At 55.2% G+C, this 17,299-nt stretch carries 16 protein-coding genes and 1 pseudogene; 7 read left to right on the forward strand and 10 right to left on the reverse strand.

The features are described from left to right. Positions 1-134 precede the first annotated feature (134 nt). A pseudogene (locus tag GC087_RS11565) lies at positions 135-1,651 on the forward strand (carboxylesterase/lipase family protein). 171 nt (positions 1,652-1,822) lie between these two features. Beyond that, positions 1,823-3,505, forward strand: coding sequence for a methyl-accepting chemotaxis protein (locus tag GC087_RS11570; protein WP_324028408.1), 1,683 nt, complete (start codon positions 1,823-1,825; stop codon positions 3,503-3,505). 40 nt (positions 3,506-3,545) lie between these two features. On the opposite strand, the gene pepT is transcribed toward GC087_RS11570, so the two are convergent. Further along, positions 3,546-4,799 carry a peptidase T gene (gene pepT, locus GC087_RS11575; protein WP_058701862.1) on the reverse strand — a complete coding sequence of 418 codons (1,254 nt, stop codon included), beginning with the start codon at positions 4,797-4,799 and terminating at the stop codon, positions 3,546-3,548. Positions 4,800-4,926: 127 nt separating this feature from the next. Here pepT and GC087_RS11580 point away from each other — a divergent pair, with 127 nt between their 5' ends. Both GC087_RS11580 and GC087_RS11585 read left to right on the forward strand, forming a co-directional pair. Further along, positions 4,927-6,522: an ABC transporter substrate-binding protein gene (locus GC087_RS11580; RefSeq protein ID WP_058701863.1), complete on the forward strand. Its 1,596-nt coding sequence runs from the start codon at positions 4,927-4,929 to the stop codon at positions 6,520-6,522. A gap of 100 nt (positions 6,523-6,622) precedes the next feature. Then, entirely contained in the window at positions 6,623-6,889 is a 267-nt protein-coding gene (locus GC087_RS11585; protein ID WP_006119238.1) for a DksA/TraR family C4-type zinc finger protein, read from the forward strand. 2 nt (positions 6,890-6,891) lie between these two features. Here the strand turns inward: GC087_RS11585 and GC087_RS11590 are convergent, their stop codons facing one another. The 6 genes from GC087_RS11590 to GC087_RS11615 all read right to left on the reverse strand — a co-directional run bounded on the left by GC087_RS11590 (position 6,892) and on the right by GC087_RS11615 (position 11,328). Further along, positions 6,892-6,990 carry a YoaK family small membrane protein gene (locus GC087_RS11590; protein ID WP_015700245.1) on the reverse strand — a complete coding sequence of 33 codons (99 nt, stop codon included), beginning with the start codon at positions 6,988-6,990 and terminating at the stop codon, positions 6,892-6,894. A gap of 25 nt (positions 6,991-7,015) precedes the next feature. Next, entirely contained in the window at positions 7,016-7,339 is a 324-nt protein-coding gene (locus tag GC087_RS11595) for a hypothetical protein (RefSeq protein ID WP_006119236.1), read from the reverse strand. Between the two features lie 220 nt (positions 7,340-7,559). Next, positions 7,560-8,744 (reverse strand): sugar transporter, encoded by a 1,185-nt coding sequence (locus tag GC087_RS11600; protein ID WP_039340269.1) that lies wholly within the window; start codon positions 8,742-8,744, stop codon positions 7,560-7,562. Positions 8,745-8,909: 165 nt separating this feature from the next. Beyond that, positions 8,910-9,455, reverse strand: a complete 546-nt coding sequence (gene cybB, locus GC087_RS11605; protein ID WP_324028409.1) for a cytochrome b561 — start codon at positions 9,453-9,455, stop codon at positions 8,910-8,912. Positions 9,456-9,658: 203 nt separating this feature from the next. Continuing rightward, complete coding sequence (locus tag GC087_RS11610; RefSeq protein ID WP_033741742.1) at positions 9,659-9,916, reverse strand: hypothetical protein; 258 nt, start codon at positions 9,914-9,916, stop codon at positions 9,659-9,661. A 164-nt stretch (positions 9,917-10,080) separates the two neighbouring features. Then, entirely contained in the window at positions 10,081-11,328 is a 1,248-nt protein-coding gene (locus GC087_RS11615; protein WP_324028410.1) for a multidrug efflux MFS transporter YnfM/SxtP(Kp), read from the reverse strand. Between the two features lie 98 nt (positions 11,329-11,426). On the opposite strand from GC087_RS11615, the gene GC087_RS11620 reads away from it, so the two are divergent. The 3 genes from GC087_RS11620 (at position 11,427) to bioD (ending at position 14,479) form a co-directional block, all read left to right on the forward strand. Next, positions 11,427-12,329, forward strand: coding sequence for a LysR family transcriptional regulator (locus tag GC087_RS11620; protein WP_324028411.1), 903 nt, complete (start codon positions 11,427-11,429; stop codon positions 12,327-12,329). A gap of 118 nt (positions 12,330-12,447) precedes the next feature. Beyond that, positions 12,448-13,665: a sugar metabolism global transcriptional regulator Mlc gene (locus tag GC087_RS11625; RefSeq protein WP_006119228.1), complete on the forward strand. Its 1,218-nt coding sequence runs from the start codon at positions 12,448-12,450 to the stop codon at positions 13,663-13,665. A 115-nt stretch (positions 13,666-13,780) separates the two neighbouring features. Beyond that, complete coding sequence (bioD, locus tag GC087_RS11630) at positions 13,781-14,479, forward strand: dethiobiotin synthase (protein ID WP_324028412.1); 699 nt, start codon at positions 13,781-13,783, stop codon at positions 14,477-14,479. Positions 14,480-14,588: 109 nt separating this feature from the next. Here bioD and osmV read toward each other — a convergent pair whose 3' ends face one another. The 3 genes from osmV to GC087_RS11645 are packed head-to-tail and all read right to left on the reverse strand — an operon-like array spanning position 14,589 to position 17,293. Beyond that, the gene (gene osmV / locus GC087_RS11635) at positions 14,589-15,725 is read right to left on the reverse strand and encodes an osmoprotectant ABC transporter ATP-binding protein OsmV (RefSeq protein WP_039340279.1); all 1,137 of its coding nucleotides are present in this window, start codon (positions 15,723-15,725) and stop codon (positions 14,589-14,591) included. Continuing rightward, entirely contained in the window at positions 15,725-16,372 is a 648-nt protein-coding gene (gene osmW, locus GC087_RS11640) for an osmoprotectant ABC transporter permease OsmW (RefSeq protein ID WP_324028413.1), read from the reverse strand. Before osmW ends, osmV begins: the two co-directional genes overlap by 1 nt. 9 nt (positions 16,373-16,381) lie before the next feature. Then, positions 16,382-17,293, reverse strand: a complete 912-nt coding sequence (locus GC087_RS11645; protein WP_058701868.1) for a glycine betaine ABC transporter substrate-binding protein — start codon at positions 17,291-17,293, stop codon at positions 16,382-16,384. Between the last annotated feature and the right edge of the window lie 6 nt (positions 17,294-17,299).

Here is a 17,299-nt window from a genome sequence, read left to right on the forward strand (position 1 = left end):
TGACAGGGGTCAATCACGGCGACGCCTTCGGGCGATTTTTCAGCGCATTTACCGTTTTGCTTAACAACGCGTCAGAACTGGACAACATCAGATTGCCTGAAATAATGAAAAGGCACGCTAACAAGGAACACTGCATGAAAAATGACGGCCTGAAAATCGCGCTGACTGACGGAGAACTGCAGGGCACCCTTGATGACGGGATCTTTGTATTCAAGGGCATTCCGTATGCGGCACCGCCTGTCGGCGCGTATCGCTGGCGCGCGCCACAACCGGTTACGCCCTGGCACGGTGTACGCAATGCACAGCACTTTTCTGCAGCGAGTTGGCAGAATCGTGACTACTGCCTGGCGATTGGCGGAGGCGATCCTGGTGTATTCAGTGAAGACTGCCTGTACCTCAACGTCTGGACGCCAGAGCTGCAGCCAGAGGTTCCACTCCCGGTCATGGTCTGGCTTCACGGCGGTGGCTTTACGATCGGTTCAGGTGGGCTGGCACCCTATAGTGGAAAACCCTTAGCCTCGCGGGGTGCGGTGGTGGTGACCCTTAATTACCGTTTGGGACATCTGGGTTTTTTTGCTCATCCCGCACTGGAAAAAGAGCAGGCTGACACGGGCCATATCAACAATTTCGCGCTGCTTGATCAGATCGCGGCATTACGATGGGTACAGCAGCATATCGCCGCGTTTGGCGGGAATGCCAGCAACGTGACGCTGTTTGGCGAATCGTCGGGCGCCCGCAGTGTGCTTTCGCTTTGCTGCTCACCGCTGTCCCGGGGTTGTTCCACAAAGGGATCGTGCAAAGTGCCTATAGCCTGCCAGACGTCACCCGCGACGCGGCACGTGAAAAAGGCGTTATGGTGGCGACCGCGCTGGGTTTACCGGCGGATGCCAGCATGGCGCAGCTGCGTGAGCTGCCTGCGGACGCCTTCTGGCCGCTGGACAGCTCGCTGGGCCTCGGTCCGGTGGCCATTGCCGGTGATACGGTGCTGCCCGAGCCGGTCCTGAAAACGTTGATGGCGGGAAAACAGCACCGCCTGCCGCTGATGGCGGGCAGTAACAGCGATGAAGCGAGCGTACTGGTCTGGTTTGGCGTGGAGGCTGCCGCCGTGGTGGGACAGCTACGGCGTAATAACCATTTTCATTATCGGTTACTGCGCTGGATTTACCGTACCGGGGATGATGCGCTGCTGGGGCGGGCTGTCGCGCGGGATATGACGTTTAGCATTGTTCCCTGGCTGATCATGCGTGCGCAGGAGAAAGCGGGCATGCCGGGCTGGCGCTACTGGTTCGACTACGTTTCAGAACGATCGCGCGATCTCTACCCGCATGGCACCTGGCATGGTAATGAAATCCCTTACGTGATGAATACGCTGGCGATGATGCCGCCTGCCGACGACGACCGCACCTTTACCGCCGCAGACCATGCTTTTTCTCAACAGGTTTGCGATTACTGGTTTCGCTTCGCACGTGATGTAACCCCGCACACGACGATGATTGAAGGCAAACAACGCTGGCCCGCGTGGCGCAAAAAGCATGACGTGACAATGTCACTGGGATGGCAAGGTCAAGCGGCCCTCAAACTGTTACCGGTTTTTATGCGCCGCCGCCTCGCTTTGTTCCGTTTGATGATGTCCCGCCTGGTGCGACTGTAAAGGGTGAACCAGCGCGGTGCATGCCAGACGTACGCCGGCCTGCACATTTTCACCCGCACATTATCTGTGCGGGTGGATGAAAAAAAATAACAATACCGTTACATTTTCCCGCGAGCTGCCGATAAATCTCCTGTGTCCGGTTTTACGGATTAACGTTCAAGGGATTTCTGTATGGGTATGCTTAAAAATTTCACTATTCGCACGGTTATGTTGACCATTCTGGGACTGTTTAGTCTGTTGTGGAGCGGCATTGGGCTGTTCAGCATTCATTCGCTTAACTCCCTCAGTGATGGCAATGATGTGGATCGCCATATCGTTGAGCAGATGACCGCGTTAAGTCAGGGTAACGACCAGTATTTTCGTATGATTACGCGTTTGTCGCGTGTGATGGAGAAAAAGGGCGCTGGTGTCGCCCAGGATGACACCGCCTTTGCTCCGGTACAGCAGGCGTTAGATAACATGCGTCATCAACTGGCGCTGTTTAAACAGCTGTCACCCGGACCCATGGACGCGGCCGTGACGAATGAGGTCATTGATAAATGGCAGCAACTGCTGGATCAGGGCGTCACCGTGCAGTTGCAGCGTGCCCGTCAGGATTCGCTGGATGCCTATCGTCAACAGGCGAATGACGTCACACCTGCGCTCAGCCGCGCCTTCGGTGCCAGCACCGAAGCGTTTAACAACGTGGCCAACAAGAAACTGGGACAAACCCGTGTCGAAGTGGATCGCCTGACCGCCGTGACTAAAACGATGATTTCAGCCACCGTGGTGATTGGTCTGCTGATTCTGCTGTTTACCGATCGTTATCTGGTCACAATGCTGGTCAAACCGCTGGAGAAGATTCGCGAACATTTTGCCGTAATCGCCAAAGGGGATCTCAGTAAACCCGTTCAGGATATGGGCCGTAACTGCGTTGGTAAACTGGTTCCGCTGCTCAGTGCGATGCAGGACAGCCTGCGTGATGCGGTCAGTGCCATTCGCAGCGGCACAGAGAATATCTCGCGCGGTGCCGCCGAAATCTCTATTGGTAATAACGATCTGTCCTCCCGTACGGAAGAGCAGGCTGCCGCGCTGGAGCAAACCGCCGCCAGTATGGAACAGCTGACCGCGACCGTGAAATTTAACGCGGAAAATGCCCGTCAGGCCAGTGCACTGACCGAAGCGGCAACGCTGACGGCGAAGCAGGGCGGCAACCTGGTGGATGAAGTTGTGACCACCATGAACGGCATTTCCGACAGCTCGAAGAAAATCGCTGAGATCACCAACGTCATTAACGGTATTGCGTTTCAGACCAACATTCTGGCACTGAATGCGGCCGTAGAAGCCGCGCGTGCCGGTGAGCAAGGGCGAGGCTTTGCCGTCGTCGCCAGTGAAGTGCGCAATCTGGCACAGCGCAGCGCCGGTGCGGCGAAAGAAATCGCCGGGCTGATTGCCGATTCTGTGCAGCGCGTGGAAAAGGGCGCGGAACTGGTGGGTACCACCGGCGGCACGATGAGCGGCATTTTAAAATCCGTCCAGGATGTGGATGCAATTATGAAGCAGATCGCCGCCGCCTCGGAAGAGCAGAGCAAGGGCATTTCTCAGGTTGGTACGGCCGTGACGGAAATGGACAGTGTGACGCAGCAAAACGCGGCTCTGGTTGAAGAGGTTTCTGCCGCCGCCAGCGCGCTGGCGCTGCAGACGGAAGCGCTTCAGGCTTCTGTTGCACAGTTCCGGTTATCGAGCGATGCGCCGGTAGCGCTGACACAGGACAGAAGGCCGCCAGCGGCGTCTGCAGGCCCTGCAACAGCACCGTCTCCTGTACTGCGTCCAAAAGCCGCCACGGCGGACAACGGCGACTGGGTCACCTTCTAATCAATATGACTACCGCCTTCATCATGAAGGCGGTGATGTTTCAACTGCCTGTCTTTGCCGTACTCCCCGATTGCGCCGCCAGATAACACAGTTTCTCCGCGACCTGATACGACTTAACGAACGACTTCACCGGCAGGAATTCGAAACGTGAATGGAAATTGTGCGCGCCTGTGAAAAAGTTAGGGGTGAAAATACCGCGGGCAGATAAGGCCGCGCCATCGGTACCGCCGCGCATGGCAATCACTTTGGGTGTAATGTCCAGATCGCGCATGGCAGCAAAAATCAGATCCAGCGCCCGGCGGTCGTCGCCCATGGCATTGCTGATATTGCTGTAAATATCGTGAATCGTTATCTCGACTTGTCCGGTGGGATAGCGTTCAGCAATCAGGCTGGCAACATGCTGCAATTGTTCTTTGCGCGCGGCAAAGCTCGCCAGATCGAAATCGCGAATCGATGCTTTCAGCGTCGCAACACTGGCATTGGCCTGCATTTCATTGAACCAGATATAGCCTTCACGGCCTTCCGTGTGTTCGGGCGTCGCCTGCCTGTCGAAGTGACTGATAAAGTCATGGGCCATCAGCAGCGGGTTGACCAGCACACCTTTACCGGACATCGGATGGGCGGGAACCCCGGTGAAACGCAGCTCTGCCGCCGCGCCATTGAAGTTTTCATAGACCACTTCACCCAGTTCACAACAGTCGATGGTCCAGGCAAAGTCCACATTAAAGCGGGTGTTAAGATCCAGCGCTTTGGCACCGCGCAGGCCAATCTCTTCATCGGGGACAAACGCGACGACTACATCACCGTGCTGACCCTGCAGGTTTTCCATTAACGTCATAACAACGCTAACCGCCGCTTTGTTATCGGCGCCCAGCACGCTGGTCCCGTCGCTGAAAATAATGTCCTGGCCCATATAAGGGGCAATTTCAGGATGCGCATCCCGGCGCAGCCAGATGTTCTGTTCGGGATTGAGGCACAGATCTTCGCCCTGCCAGGTCAGGATCTGCGGGTGAATATCAGGTGACAGACCGACGTCAACCGTATCAATGTGCGTAATAAACCCAATGCGTGGCGCGTCAGGGCAGTTGCCCGGTTTAACTGCCGTTACCGTCGCCTGTTCATCAACGACGACCTGTTCAAGCCCCAGTTCGCGCAATTCATCCGCCAGCAGCGCCGCCATCGCATGTTGATTCGGGGTGCTCGGTAAGGTGCTGGACTTTGCATCACTCTGACTGCTCACCGCCAGATAACGGAAAAAACGCGTGATCAACTGCGTCTGAAGTTTGTCGGTCATCACTAATCCTTATTAGTTGACTACATGCGGGGTTCGCTATGGTGAAGATTCATGCTATCAATCCACTGTTTGCACCGTTTATTTAGAGAGTCTGATATATAGAAGTCAACATAAAGCGAGGATAATAATGAGAAACAGGTTTACAACCCTGGGATTGCTGACGGCCGGTATCGCATTGGCAGGAAGTGTCAACGCGACGACGCTGGTCTACTGCTCAGAAGGCTCACCGGAGAACTTTAATCCGCAACTTTACACCTCGGGAACCAGCGTGGATGCCAGTGCCGTGCCGGTGTTTAACCGCCTGGTTGATTTTAAAACCGGCACCACAGAATTAATCCCAGGCCTTGCAGAACGCTGGGAGATCAGTCCCGACGGCAAAGTCTATACGTTCCATCTGCGGCATAACGTTAAATTTCAGAGCAATAAGCTGTTTACGCCCAGTCGTGATTTTAATGCGGATGACGTCATCTTCTCTTTTATGCGCCAGATGGACAGCAACCATCCCTATCACAACGTCTCGGGCGGGCACTATTCCAACTTCGACAGTCTTGAACTGGCCACGTTAATCACCCACATTGACCGCGTTGACGATCACACCGTGCGCTTTACGCTGGCGCACCCGGAAGCGCCATTTCTGGCCGATCTGGCCTGGTATTTCGCCTCCATTCACTCGGCAGAATATGCAGACAAGATGCTGAAAGCCGGCACACCGGAAAAAGTGGATAGCGATCCCATCGGAACAGGGCCTTTCCAGTTGGTTCAGTATCAAAAAGACTCACGCATTCTGTATAAGGCGTTTCCGGACTACTGGCAGGGCAAGGCCAGACTGGATCGGCTGATTTTCAGCATCACGCCAGACGCGGCAGTGCGCTACGCCAAACTGGAAAAAAATGAGTGCCAAATCATGCCGTTCCCGAATCCTGCCGATCTCGAAAAAATGAAACAAAATCCGGACATCACGCTGAAACAGGCCGCGGGACTGAATACCGGTTTCCTGGCCTTTAACACCACCAAAGCCCCGACCGATAATGTGCAGGTTCGCCAGGCGCTGGCCATGGCGATCAACAAGCCTGCTATTATCGAGGCGATTTTTAAAGGCACTGGCGTGGTGGCGAAAAACATTCTGCCCCCCGGCGTCTGGAGTGCCGACAAAGACCTGAAGGATTACGATTACGATCCGGAAAAAGCGAAAGCGTTATTGCAACAGGCAGGCGTAAAACCAGGGACGGAAATTGCGCTCTGGGCGATGCCGGTACAGCGTCCCTATAATCCCAACGCACGCAGAATGGCGGAGATGATCCAGGCAGACTGGGCAAAAGTGGGCATCAAAGCCAATATTGTCAGTTACGAATGGGGCGAATACCTGAAACGTGTGCGCAGCGGTGAACATCAGGCGGCCCTGATGGGCTGGACGACGGCAACCGGGGATCCGGATAACTTCTTTGGTCCGCTTTACAGTTGCACGTCGGCGAAAGGGGGATCGAACTCATCAAAATGGTGCTATCAGCCCTTTGAAAAGCTGATTACCGCCGCCCGTGCCGAACCCGATCAAGCCAAACGTACGGTCATGTATCTGCAGGCGCAGCAAATCATGCACGACCAGATGCCAGCCGTAATGATTGCCCATTCCACCATTTTCGAACCGATCCGCAAATCGGTGACCGGTTACGAAGTGGATCCCTTCGGCAAACATATCTTTTATCAGGTCGATATTAAGCCGTAATGTCCGTCACCGGCTTCACAGGGAGGTGAGTCGGTTTGCCTGCAAAATCCCTGATATGTTGTACAGTTAACCTGTACAGGTAATGAAGTGGAGCACAAAAATGGCAAACGGCTGGGCAGCAGAAGGGGCAGTACAGGAGCAAATCGACAGCACCGTTAATGACGGTATCGAACGTGTGCGTCAGTCACTGGGACAGGGGGAAAGTGCCACAGAATGCGAACTGTGCGGCGAGCCGATTCCCGAAGCCCGCCGTCAGGCACTCAAGGGTGTGCGTTATTGCGTTTCCTGTCAGGAAAAGATCGATAAGCAGAAAAAAGAGAGCAGTCTCTACAACCGGCGTGGAAGTAAAGACAGCCAGCTACGCTGATCTCAGGAGCCAGGCATCGCCAGGCCGCTGCCGATGAACCAGGCGAGAAAGCCAATACCTGCCACGATGATAGCGATGGGGAACAGCAGACCAATTCTCATAATTATCCTGTGAGGTTACGCCACGTCAGGCCAGCCGCAAGGCGGCACGGTTGTTCTTCAGCAAAGTAAATAATTCAAACTGCGTGGCGTCCGTGATCTGACGCTGCACTTCACCCTGCGTATACAGCAGCAGATGAATATGCCCCAGTTGACGCCAGACGATGATCGCCGAGGCAATCAAGGCGCAGGTCGTTTCTGCCTGCACGCATTCTACTGTAGCGTAGCGAACGTCGTCTAAATCATTCGTGAAAATTTTCACCGCCTCAGCAGGTAAGATGGCCTGGAGATCCTGCAACATCACCCGGCTGACGCTACGCGACAGGTACAGCGTTAACCACTTTCTCGTCATGAACGTTGATCCTTTTTCGAGGTTAACGGATGTAATGGATGAGTCAGGTAGAAGAGCATCCTCTGACAATATAAGCGGTTATCGGGTGTGTTTAGCACCTTTCTGACGCGCTGCCCCTTCGGGCGCCGGAACAGGTCGTCTGGCCGTTCAGTGCCGCAGTGCATGATAGCAGACGAAGACGCATCGGCAGGCTTCTGCGAGGCGCAGAAGCCTGCTTCAGTTAACCATTAGAGCGTAACTGTGGGTAGCGCCGGAAAATATACACGCACCACAGCAGCGCGACCAGGCCGATCATCGCCCCCACGTTACCGACGTCAGACAGGCTCATATATACGCTCACCTGACTGCCCAGTAACGCGCCCGCACCGATGCCGATGTTATAAATGCCGGACATCAGCGACATCGCCACGTCGGTGGCATCGGGTGCCAGTGACAGGACACGGATTTGCATCGCCAGGCCAATCATCATCATCGCCATTCCCCAGACGACGCAGAGGGTGATAATCGCGCCAGGACGCACGGCGGCAAAAATTAACAGCCCCATGCATAAGGTGACCAGGGCGATGGCGCTGATCAGCAATGCTGAGGGAAAGCGTTTACCCAGCGAACTGAACAGCAGACTGCCAATAATGCCGGCAGAACCAAACAGTAACAGCAGCAGGGTGGTAAAACTTTCGCTGGCATTCGCCACCAGTTGCATAAAGGGTTCAATATAGCTGTAAGCCGTATAGTGCGCGGTCACAATGAGTGTAACCAGCAGGTACATGCCTGCCAGGGCCGGGCGGCGGAACAACAGCGGTACGCTGCTTAATGAACCGGTGTGTTCACTGGGCAGACGCGGCAAGACGCGCGCCAGCATAATCATCAGGATCAACGCTGACAGCCCGATCACGCCAAAGGTGGTGCGCCAACCCAGCGCCTGCCCCACAACGCGACCAATGGGCACCCCCAGCACCATGGCCAGTGCCGTACCGGTTGCCAGCATACTGAGCGCCTGCGTTTTTTTACCGGCAGGCGCCACACGAATGGCCAGTGAGGCGGTAATGGACCAGAACACCGCATGTGACAGCGCAATGCCAATGCGGGAAACGATTAACGAACTGAAGCTCCAGGCGAATGTCGAAAGAACATGGCTGGCTACAAAGAGGCTAAACAGTACCGTAAGCAGTAACCGCCGTTCAACATTACGCGTCAGCAGCATTAACGGCAGGGACAGCAGCGCCACCACCCAGGCATAAATCGTCAGCATAATGCCCACTTCAGCGGTTTTCATCGAAAACCCGGCAGCAATATCCGACAGTAAACCCACCGGTACGAACTCAGTGGTATTGAAAACAAAAGCGGCGATGGCCAGCAGCACCACGCGTAGCCAGGCCGTTTTACGGGAAACAGTTGTTAAAGGCATGAGAAGTTAAATCTGTCTGTGCGTCAAAAGAGGATGACAACGATCATCCCACGAAAGTGACCTGCGTCACAATTTAGTGGCTATTGTGTAGGAATCAAGCGCCGGGTGGAACCACCTGGCGCAGATTATGGTGATTTTTTTAGCCCGATGTGCAGCGTCAGGGAATCAGGGCTGGCGCGTCCCGCGTCCCGGCATCATACGCAGCAGCGTATTGTCCTTCAGCGCATAGTGATGGAACAGGGCTGCAGCGACATGTAAGCCGATGAGCCAGTAGCCCAGTGGCGCCAGGGTTTCGTGCCAGTCGACGAGCGTATCAGAGAGATCGAAATCAGGTTCCGCAGCGACCGGCATGGGAATGCCGAATAATAACCACTCACGGCCCTTCAGGTAACGTGAGGCGATACCCAGCACCGGCAGGCTGATAAATAAGGCATAAATCAACGTGTGCGTCAGGTGTGCCAGGCCCGTTTGCCAGCGCGGTACGGGGGGCGTAATCGCGGGGCTGCGATGGCGAATTTTCAGCAGTAACCGTGAGAGCATCACCACCAGAATGGTTGCGCCCGCGCTAAAGTGTGTCACGGTCATCACAAAGCGCTGCCAGGAGCCCCGTTCCACATAACCGCGCAGCTCCATCGTGGCATAGACAATAATCAGCAGCAGCACGGTCATCCAGTGAAGGGCAATTTGAGACGCCGCATATTTATCACGCATGTTAAATCCCTGTATGAAGAGTAAGGCCTCTAAGATAACGGAAAAAAGGCAAAATGCTTAACGAATTGGCGACTTAAAGCGGGACGGCTACAGGGGCAGGTCGGCAGCAACTGAATGGCGGGCTGACAGGGCAGATGGCGGCGATATTCCGCCATCCTCGGGAAAAACGCGGCTGAATGGGATCGCAAAGGCATGCGCTGTGATCAGAAATCGATACCGTGCTTCAGTCCAACGCTGTCATGCAGGGGTGGGGTTTGAGCAGACATAACCGGGCAACAGTCGTCGCAGCCTAATGCGCTGGCATAATATTTTCGGGCCTGCTGTATAGCCGCTGTTGCAGAGTAAAACGTGCCCAGAAACAGTCGGTCTTCCAGACCCGGAAGGTAGCGACAGCCTTTGGCGTGTACCACATGGTTATCGTTGTAACCGGATTGTTTATTGACGTAATAGTAATGCGCCATGAGGTCTCCCCTAACAGTGAATTCAAAGATGGCATTAATCTTTGGGATTAAACCGATTATAGCGGGGAAACACCGGTAGTTAGCAATGATACTGATAATACGGACAATTCTTGTACAGCGGATTTTCCGGGCCACATTGTGCCCGGAAAATTTGTTAAGTTTTGCTAGAGTTTGCGTTGATGCAGCCGCCACGCGACCGCCAGAGCCAGCAGCAGCAGGGTAGAGATAAACACGGTAATACCCGGCCAGCCAAACTGATGCCAGAAAAAGCCCCCTGCCGTACCCGCCACGCTGGACCCCACATAATAACTGAACAGATACAGTGAAGACGCCTGGCCTTTTGCGCGACGCGCGCGTGGCCCAATCCAGCCGCTGGCCACGGAGTGTGCGGCGAAAAAGCCAGCACTGAACAGCATCATCCCAATAAAGATCAGAACCAAGGCATGAAAGGCGGTCAGGAGCAGGCCCGTCAGCATGATAAGCGTTGCGCCCAGCATCACCGGCCCCCAGCCATATCGACTGGTTAACGCGCCGGCTTTGGGCGAACTCCACGAACCGGTCAGGTAAACCACGGACAGCAGTCCCACCACGGCCTGGCTTAAATGCCACGGCGCACCCAGCAGCCGATAGCCGATATAGTTAAACAGGGTGACGAACGCCCCCATCAGCAGTAAGCCTTCCGCGAACAGCAAGGGCAGGCCCGCATCGCGCCAGTGCAGGCGAAAGTTAATGGCCAGATGGCGGGGGCGCAGGGATGTCGGGTGAAAATGCCGCGAGGCGGGCAAAATTTTCCAGAACATCAGGGCGGCCGCCAGGGCAAAACAGCCAATGGCGGCAATGGCGACGCGCCAGGAGAAAAAGTCGGTTAATACGCCGCTGATCAGGCGACCGCTCATCCCGCCAATCGAATTTCCGCTGATATACAGCCCCATCGAAAAGGCGACTACGCTGGGATGGATTTCTTCACTGAGATAAGTCATCCCGACGGCCGCTACACCGCTGAGCGACAGGCCAATAAGCGCCCGCATCAGCAGAATGCCGTGCCAGCTTGTCATGGTGGCCGAAATCAGCGTGCAGACGGAAGCCAGCATCAGCGCGGTGACCATGACAGATTTGCGACCGACAGCATCGGACAAGGGGCCGGTAATCAGTAAGCCCAGCGCCAGTGTTGCGGTGGAGATCGACAGGGAAATACTGCTGGCGGCCGGTGACACGCCAAACTGTGCAGAGAGGACCGGCAGCAGCGGCTGCACACAATACAGCAGCGCAAAGGTGGCCAGCCCGGCCGAAAACAGCGCCAGTGTCACGCGCATAAAGGGCGGAGTGCCGCGCACGATCCACGCCTGAGAAGGTGATGCAGGCTGCTGCGCCACATTTCTGTCCAGGGCGACAGCCGATGAAGAGCGATTCACAGTAATCCTTATGAGTAAAAACAACGAATAACGTAAGGCTAGGAAAAGCGGATTAGGTTGTCTAATATATTAATAATCTCAAATAATATTTTTAACCTATGAATATCGAGCTGCGTCACCTGCGTTATTTTATTGCCGTTGCAGAAGAACTGCATTTTGGCCGCGCGGCGCAGCGGCTGCATATTTCTCAGCCGCCGCTCAGTCAGCAAATCATGCACCTTGAGGCAGAAACCGGGGCGCAGCTGTTTAACCGCACCAACCGCAGCGTGCAGCTCACGCCGGCCGGGCAACAATTTTTGCAGGATGCGCGTACCATTCTGTTGCAGGTCGAGCAGGCGACCCAGCGTGCGGCACGACTACATCGGGGAGAAGAAGGGGAACTGCGCATTGGCTTTACCTCCTCTGCCGCTTTTATTGGTGTCGTCTCGGATGCGCTCTACCTGTTCCGCCAGCGCTGGCCTGATGTTCATGTTCAGATGCAGGAAATCAATACCCGGCAGCAGCTGACGCCGCTCCATGAAGGGAAACTCGATTTGGGTGTGATGCGCAACACGCCGCTGCCTGCCGATCTGCATCATCAGCTCCTGTTACAGGAGCCGCTATGCGCGGTGGTGCACAAAGCCCATCCGCTGGCGTCCGCCGGGAAGATTTCTTTACAGGCGCTGGCCAGTGAGCCTTTTGTCTTTTTCGATCCGCAGGTGGGAACGGCGCTTTACAGCGAAATACTCGATTTACTGCAACGCTATCAGATCAAACCCTATATCACTCAGGAAGTGGGCGAGGCGATGACAATTCTCGGTCTGGTCGCGACCGGTTTAGGCGTGTCTATTTTACCGGCATCGTTCAGCCATGCCCGCCTGACGAATGTCGTCTGGCTGCCGCTTGATGAACCGGATGCACTTTCGGAAATGTGGCTGGTCTGGTCTGCGCAACGGGAAATGAGCGCGCAGATGGCCCATATGATGGCGCTGTTGCGGCGGGAAAACGAACGCTCTCGCTAAAGGCGGAAAAATTATGTGTGATAAATCACATATCTAAGCAAATATTTGCCGCAAAAGGTGAATCTGCCGCACCATAGCGGATATTTATTTAGAAGCGCGAAAATAACCGGAGCAGGGTGTGAGTTCGGACAGCCAACCTGGCCATATTGACCAAATTAAACAAATCAATGCTGGCGTCGTTTACCGATTAATTGATCAGCATGGCCCCGTCTCGCGCATTGAATTGTCCAGGCGCGCCCAGTTAGCCCCAGCCAGTATTACCAAAATTGTCCGGGAAATGCTGGATGCCCATCTGGTTCAGGAAACCGAATTTCAGGATCCGGGCGCGCGTGGTCGTCCCGCTATCGGGTTAATTCTGGACACGGAGGCCTGGCACTACCTGGCCCTTCGCCTGCACCGTGGCACATTGACCCTGACGCTTCGCGATTTGAGCAGCAGGGCGCTGGTTGAAGACCATTTGCCCCTCCCGGATGATCCCACCCAATCCTTACTGACCACACTGACCGACCATGTTGATGCGTTTTTTATCCGCCATCAAAAGCGGCTGGAAAGGCTGACCGCCATTGCTATCACGTTGCCGGGGCTGATCAACGTCGCATCAGGCGTGGTGCACCGGTTACCCGGTTATAACTGCCATGATATGCCACTGGGCAGCACCCTGGCGGCCCGAACCGGCCTGCCGGTGTTTATCCAGCATGATATCTCGGCCTGGACATTGGCAGAGTCCCTGTTTGGCGCATCGCGCGGTGCGCAGGATGTCATTCAGATTGTCATTGATGAAACCGTGGGGGCGGGCGTGATCACGGACGGACAGTTACTGCACAAAAGCGGACGTGCGCTGGTCGAAGTGGGCCATACGCAGGTCGATCCCTATGGTCAGCAATGTTACTGCGGGAATCATGGCTGCCTGGAAACGGTGGCCAGTACCGGCAGTCTGCTGGCCCTTGTTGCTCAGCGTCTGCCAGGACAGCCCGACAGCCTGTTACATCATCAAACCTTAACGCTGGAGGCGGTCTGTGAGGCGGCCCGGGCGGGTGACAGGCTGGCCCGCGATGCCATCGCCACGGTAGGGCATCATGTGGGCAGGCTGCTTGGCATGATGGTAAACATCTTCAATCCTCAACATATTCTTATCGGTTCACCGCTAAATCAGGCGGCGGACATCCTGTTCCCGGCGGTACAAAACACCATTCATCAGCAGTCGTTACCGGCTTACAGCGCAGGCATTCAGCTTGCACCTACTGAGTTTACTGAGCCTGGCACACTCGGTGCGGCGGCGCTCATTAAAGATTCGCTCTATAGCGGTTACCTGTTAGTGAAGTTACTACAAGGTTAAGCAACACTAACCTTGCGCTAACGCAATCTGCCTGTGCTTTTCCTTCCTTAGAATGTCTGTTCGCACGAAAGACTCATCGCCGATGAGTCGAAACCGCTGGTGAAGGAGACGTCGAGTGAAAACGCTATTTATTGCGGGAACAGATACCGAAGTGGGAAAAACCGTTGTGTCGCGCGCCCTGTTACAGAGTTTTATTCAGGCCGGTTTCAGTGCCGCAGGCTACAAGCCCGTTGCCCGTTGTGGTGTCAAAACGGAAGAGGGCCTGAGAAATAAAGATGCGTTGTTTTTACAAAGCGCCTCGTCCATGACGTTGCCTTATCAGGCTGTGAATCCCGTTATTTTCGAAAAAGAAGAAATCGGGGGTTATCCGCCTTGTGAGGTTAACTATGCGCGAATCAGTCAGGGGTTAAAGAACCTGCATCAACTGGCCGATCGCGTCGTGGTTGAGGGCACAGGAGGCTGGCGCAGCCTGATGAATGATGCCCAGCCGTTATCGGCCTGGGTGGTGGAACAACAGTTGCCGGTGATCCTGGTCGTGGGGATTAAAACGGGCTGCATCAGCCATGCGTTGCTGACGGCTGAGGCTATTCTGGGTGATGGCTTACCGCTGGCAGGCTGGGTGGCAAACCGGATCAATCCGGGGCTGGCGCACTATGCGGAGATCATTTCAGTCCTGCGTGACAAGCTTCCTGCGCCGCTGTTGGGTGAGTTGCCCTATTTGCCGCGTGTTGAGCAGCGTGATGTGTCCCGCTACCTGGATATCTCCCTGCTCGATGCCGACAAGCTGTCGGTTGCAAAGGCGAAAATAGCCTGACGCCCTTCATCTGAAAACACACGCTAATAAGAAAGACAGTGACACAGGATGCGAAACACGAAACCCGCTCGATGGAAAAGGGCCGCAACCGGGGTGCGGCCCTGATTTTTCAGGGATTCAGACGGCGACGCGTACGGCCGGAACTGAGGTAGTCCGCGATATAATCCTGCGAAATTTCCCCGCTGTAACGGCCTTCTTCATCCACAATCGGCATCCACACCGTGTTGTGTTCATACAGCTTTGACAGCACCACGCGCAGGTTCTCCTCGGCTTTGCCGGTTACCCGGAAGGTGTGCAGGATATCCTCACAGCGACCGCTGGCGCTACGCGCCTCGCGACGTTTAACAAACCCGAGCGGTTTACCATCGTCGTCCACGACGGTAATGGAACGCATATCGTTATCGTCCATAGTGCTGAACGCATCCATCAGTGGCGTCGAACGTTTCACCGTGATGGTCGGTTGCTGATCGGTCACATCACCCGCCTGCACCAGCAGCAGACGTTTCAGAGTGCGGTCCTGACCGACAAACGACCCGACAAAATCATTCGCTGGCGTCGCCAGTAATTCGTCCGGGCTGGCGCATTGCACAATTTTGCCCTGGCCAAATACGGCGATGCGATCACCGAGTTTCAGCGCCTCGTCAATATCGTGGCTGACCAGCATGACCGTTTTCTTTAACTGACGCTGCATATCCAGGAACTCATTCTGGATGACTTCACGGTTAATCGGGTCCACCGCACCAAAAGGTTCATCCATCAGCAAAACCGGCGGATCCGCCGCCAGCGCGCGAATAACGCCAATACGCTGCTGTTGCCCGCCCGACATTTCGCGCGGATAGCGATGCAGAAATTTCGTGGGATCCAGTGCCACCATGCTCATTAATTCGGTGGCCCGCTCGCGGCACTGTTTTTTGTCCCAGCCCAGCATGCGCGGTACGACGGTAATGTTTTCCTCAATCGTCATGTTAGGAAACAAACCAATTTGCTGAATAACGTAGCCAATATTGCGGCGCAGCGTGGTCGTGTCCTGGGTGCTGGTGTCCTCACCGTTGATGAGAATACGTCCGCTGGTGGCCGGAATCAGGCGGTTAATCATTTTCAGTGTGGTCGTTTTCCCACAGCCGGAAGGGCCCAGCAGTACGCACATTTCGCCCGCCGGCACCTCAAGACTTACATTGTCCACCGCTTTCATCAGCGTGCCATTTTTCTGGCTGAAGGTTTTCGTCAGATTTTCAAGTTTTATCATTATCGAATTCCCTTAGGAGTCAGCGCCAGCTGCAAACGGTGCAGCAGCCAGTCAAGAACAATCGCCAGCAGGCAAATCATCAGTGCGCCGGCAATCAGCATGCGCACGTCACTTCCGCTGATGCCATCAAGCAGGAGCAGGCCAAGTCCGCCCGCACCGATCACCGCCGCGATGGCCATAACGCCGACATTCATCACGACGGCGGTGCGGATACCGCCAAAAATGACGGGCAGGGCCATAGGGATCTCAACCCAGCGCAGACGCTGCCAGAACGTCATCCCAATGCCCCGACCGGCCTCACGCAAGCCATCCGGCAGGTTTTCCAGCGCGGTATGGGTATTACGTACAATCGGCAGCAGGGAATACAGGAACACCGCCGTGATGGCAGGCACCGCACCGATTCCCTGACCGATCAGCGAAAACAGCGGGATCATCAGACCAAACAGGGCGATGGTCGGAATGGTCAACACGATGGTGGCGATGCCCAGTACCGGCGTGGCCAGCCATTTAATGCGGACAATTAAAATGCCCAGCGGCACGCCGGCCAGAATGGCGAAGCCCACAGCGACCAGCACCAGCCAGGTATGCTGCCAGGTCAGCGTGAGCAGGTTATTCCAGTTATCAATGATGTAATGAAGGGTATCCACGATGCCTCCTTACAGCATGTTTTTGGATTGAAGGAAATCGCGCGCCACCTGTTCCGGTGACTGATGATCGATATCCACGCGCTTGTTCATCTCGGTGATGGCCTCATCCGTAATCAGCGGTGAAAGCTGATTCAGCGCCGCCTCAAGGCCGGGATGGCTCTCCAGCACATCTTTGCGTACGACCGGCGTCACGTTGTAGCTGGGGAAGAAGTGCTTATCATCTTGCAGCACCTTGAGATCGAATCCTTTTACGCGCCCATCCGTGGTGTAAATCAAGCCCGCATCAACAAAACCGTCGCGGATCGCGTTGTACACCAGACCCGGGTCCATCTGACGAATTTGCGGTCTGTCCAGCGTGAGGTTGTAGGTCTTCTGCAGCGGCTTCATCCCATCCGAACGGCCATAGAACTCCAGATCCAGCCCCAGTCGCCAGTTATGTTTCGGGTCGGTTTTGCGCACCTGATCAATTTTGGCCACCAGTTGCGACAGGGTAGAAATACCTTCTTTATCCGCCCGCGCCCGCTGCATAGCAAAAGCATAGGTGTTGTTCATCGGGGCTGGATTAAGCCAGATCAGCCCCAGCCTGCCATCCAGATTTTTAACGGTCTGGTAAGCTTCCTGTGAGGACATGGGCTTGTTGATATGGTTGAAAATAATCAGTGAGGTACCGGTATATTCCCACGTCATGTCGATTTGCTTGTTAATCATGGCATTTCGACTGATTGTCGTGGCAATGTTGCGTTTTGGGATAACCTGAAACCCTTTCTTTTGCAGCCACATCACGGTCATGGCAGAAAGGATGTGTTGTTCCGTAAAACTTTTCGTCGCCAGCACCAGCGGGGCGGCAGCCTGAACGCTCTGGCTGAGCGCCAGCGTCGCCGTCAGGGCCAGCGTACAGTGCTTAATCCAACGCGTAAGCATCATCAA

Origin of the sequence: Pantoea sp. JZ2, from assembly GCF_035191405.1 — a bacterium.
Taxonomy (GTDB): Bacteria; Pseudomonadota; Gammaproteobacteria; order Enterobacterales; family Enterobacteriaceae; genus Pantoea; species Pantoea stewartii.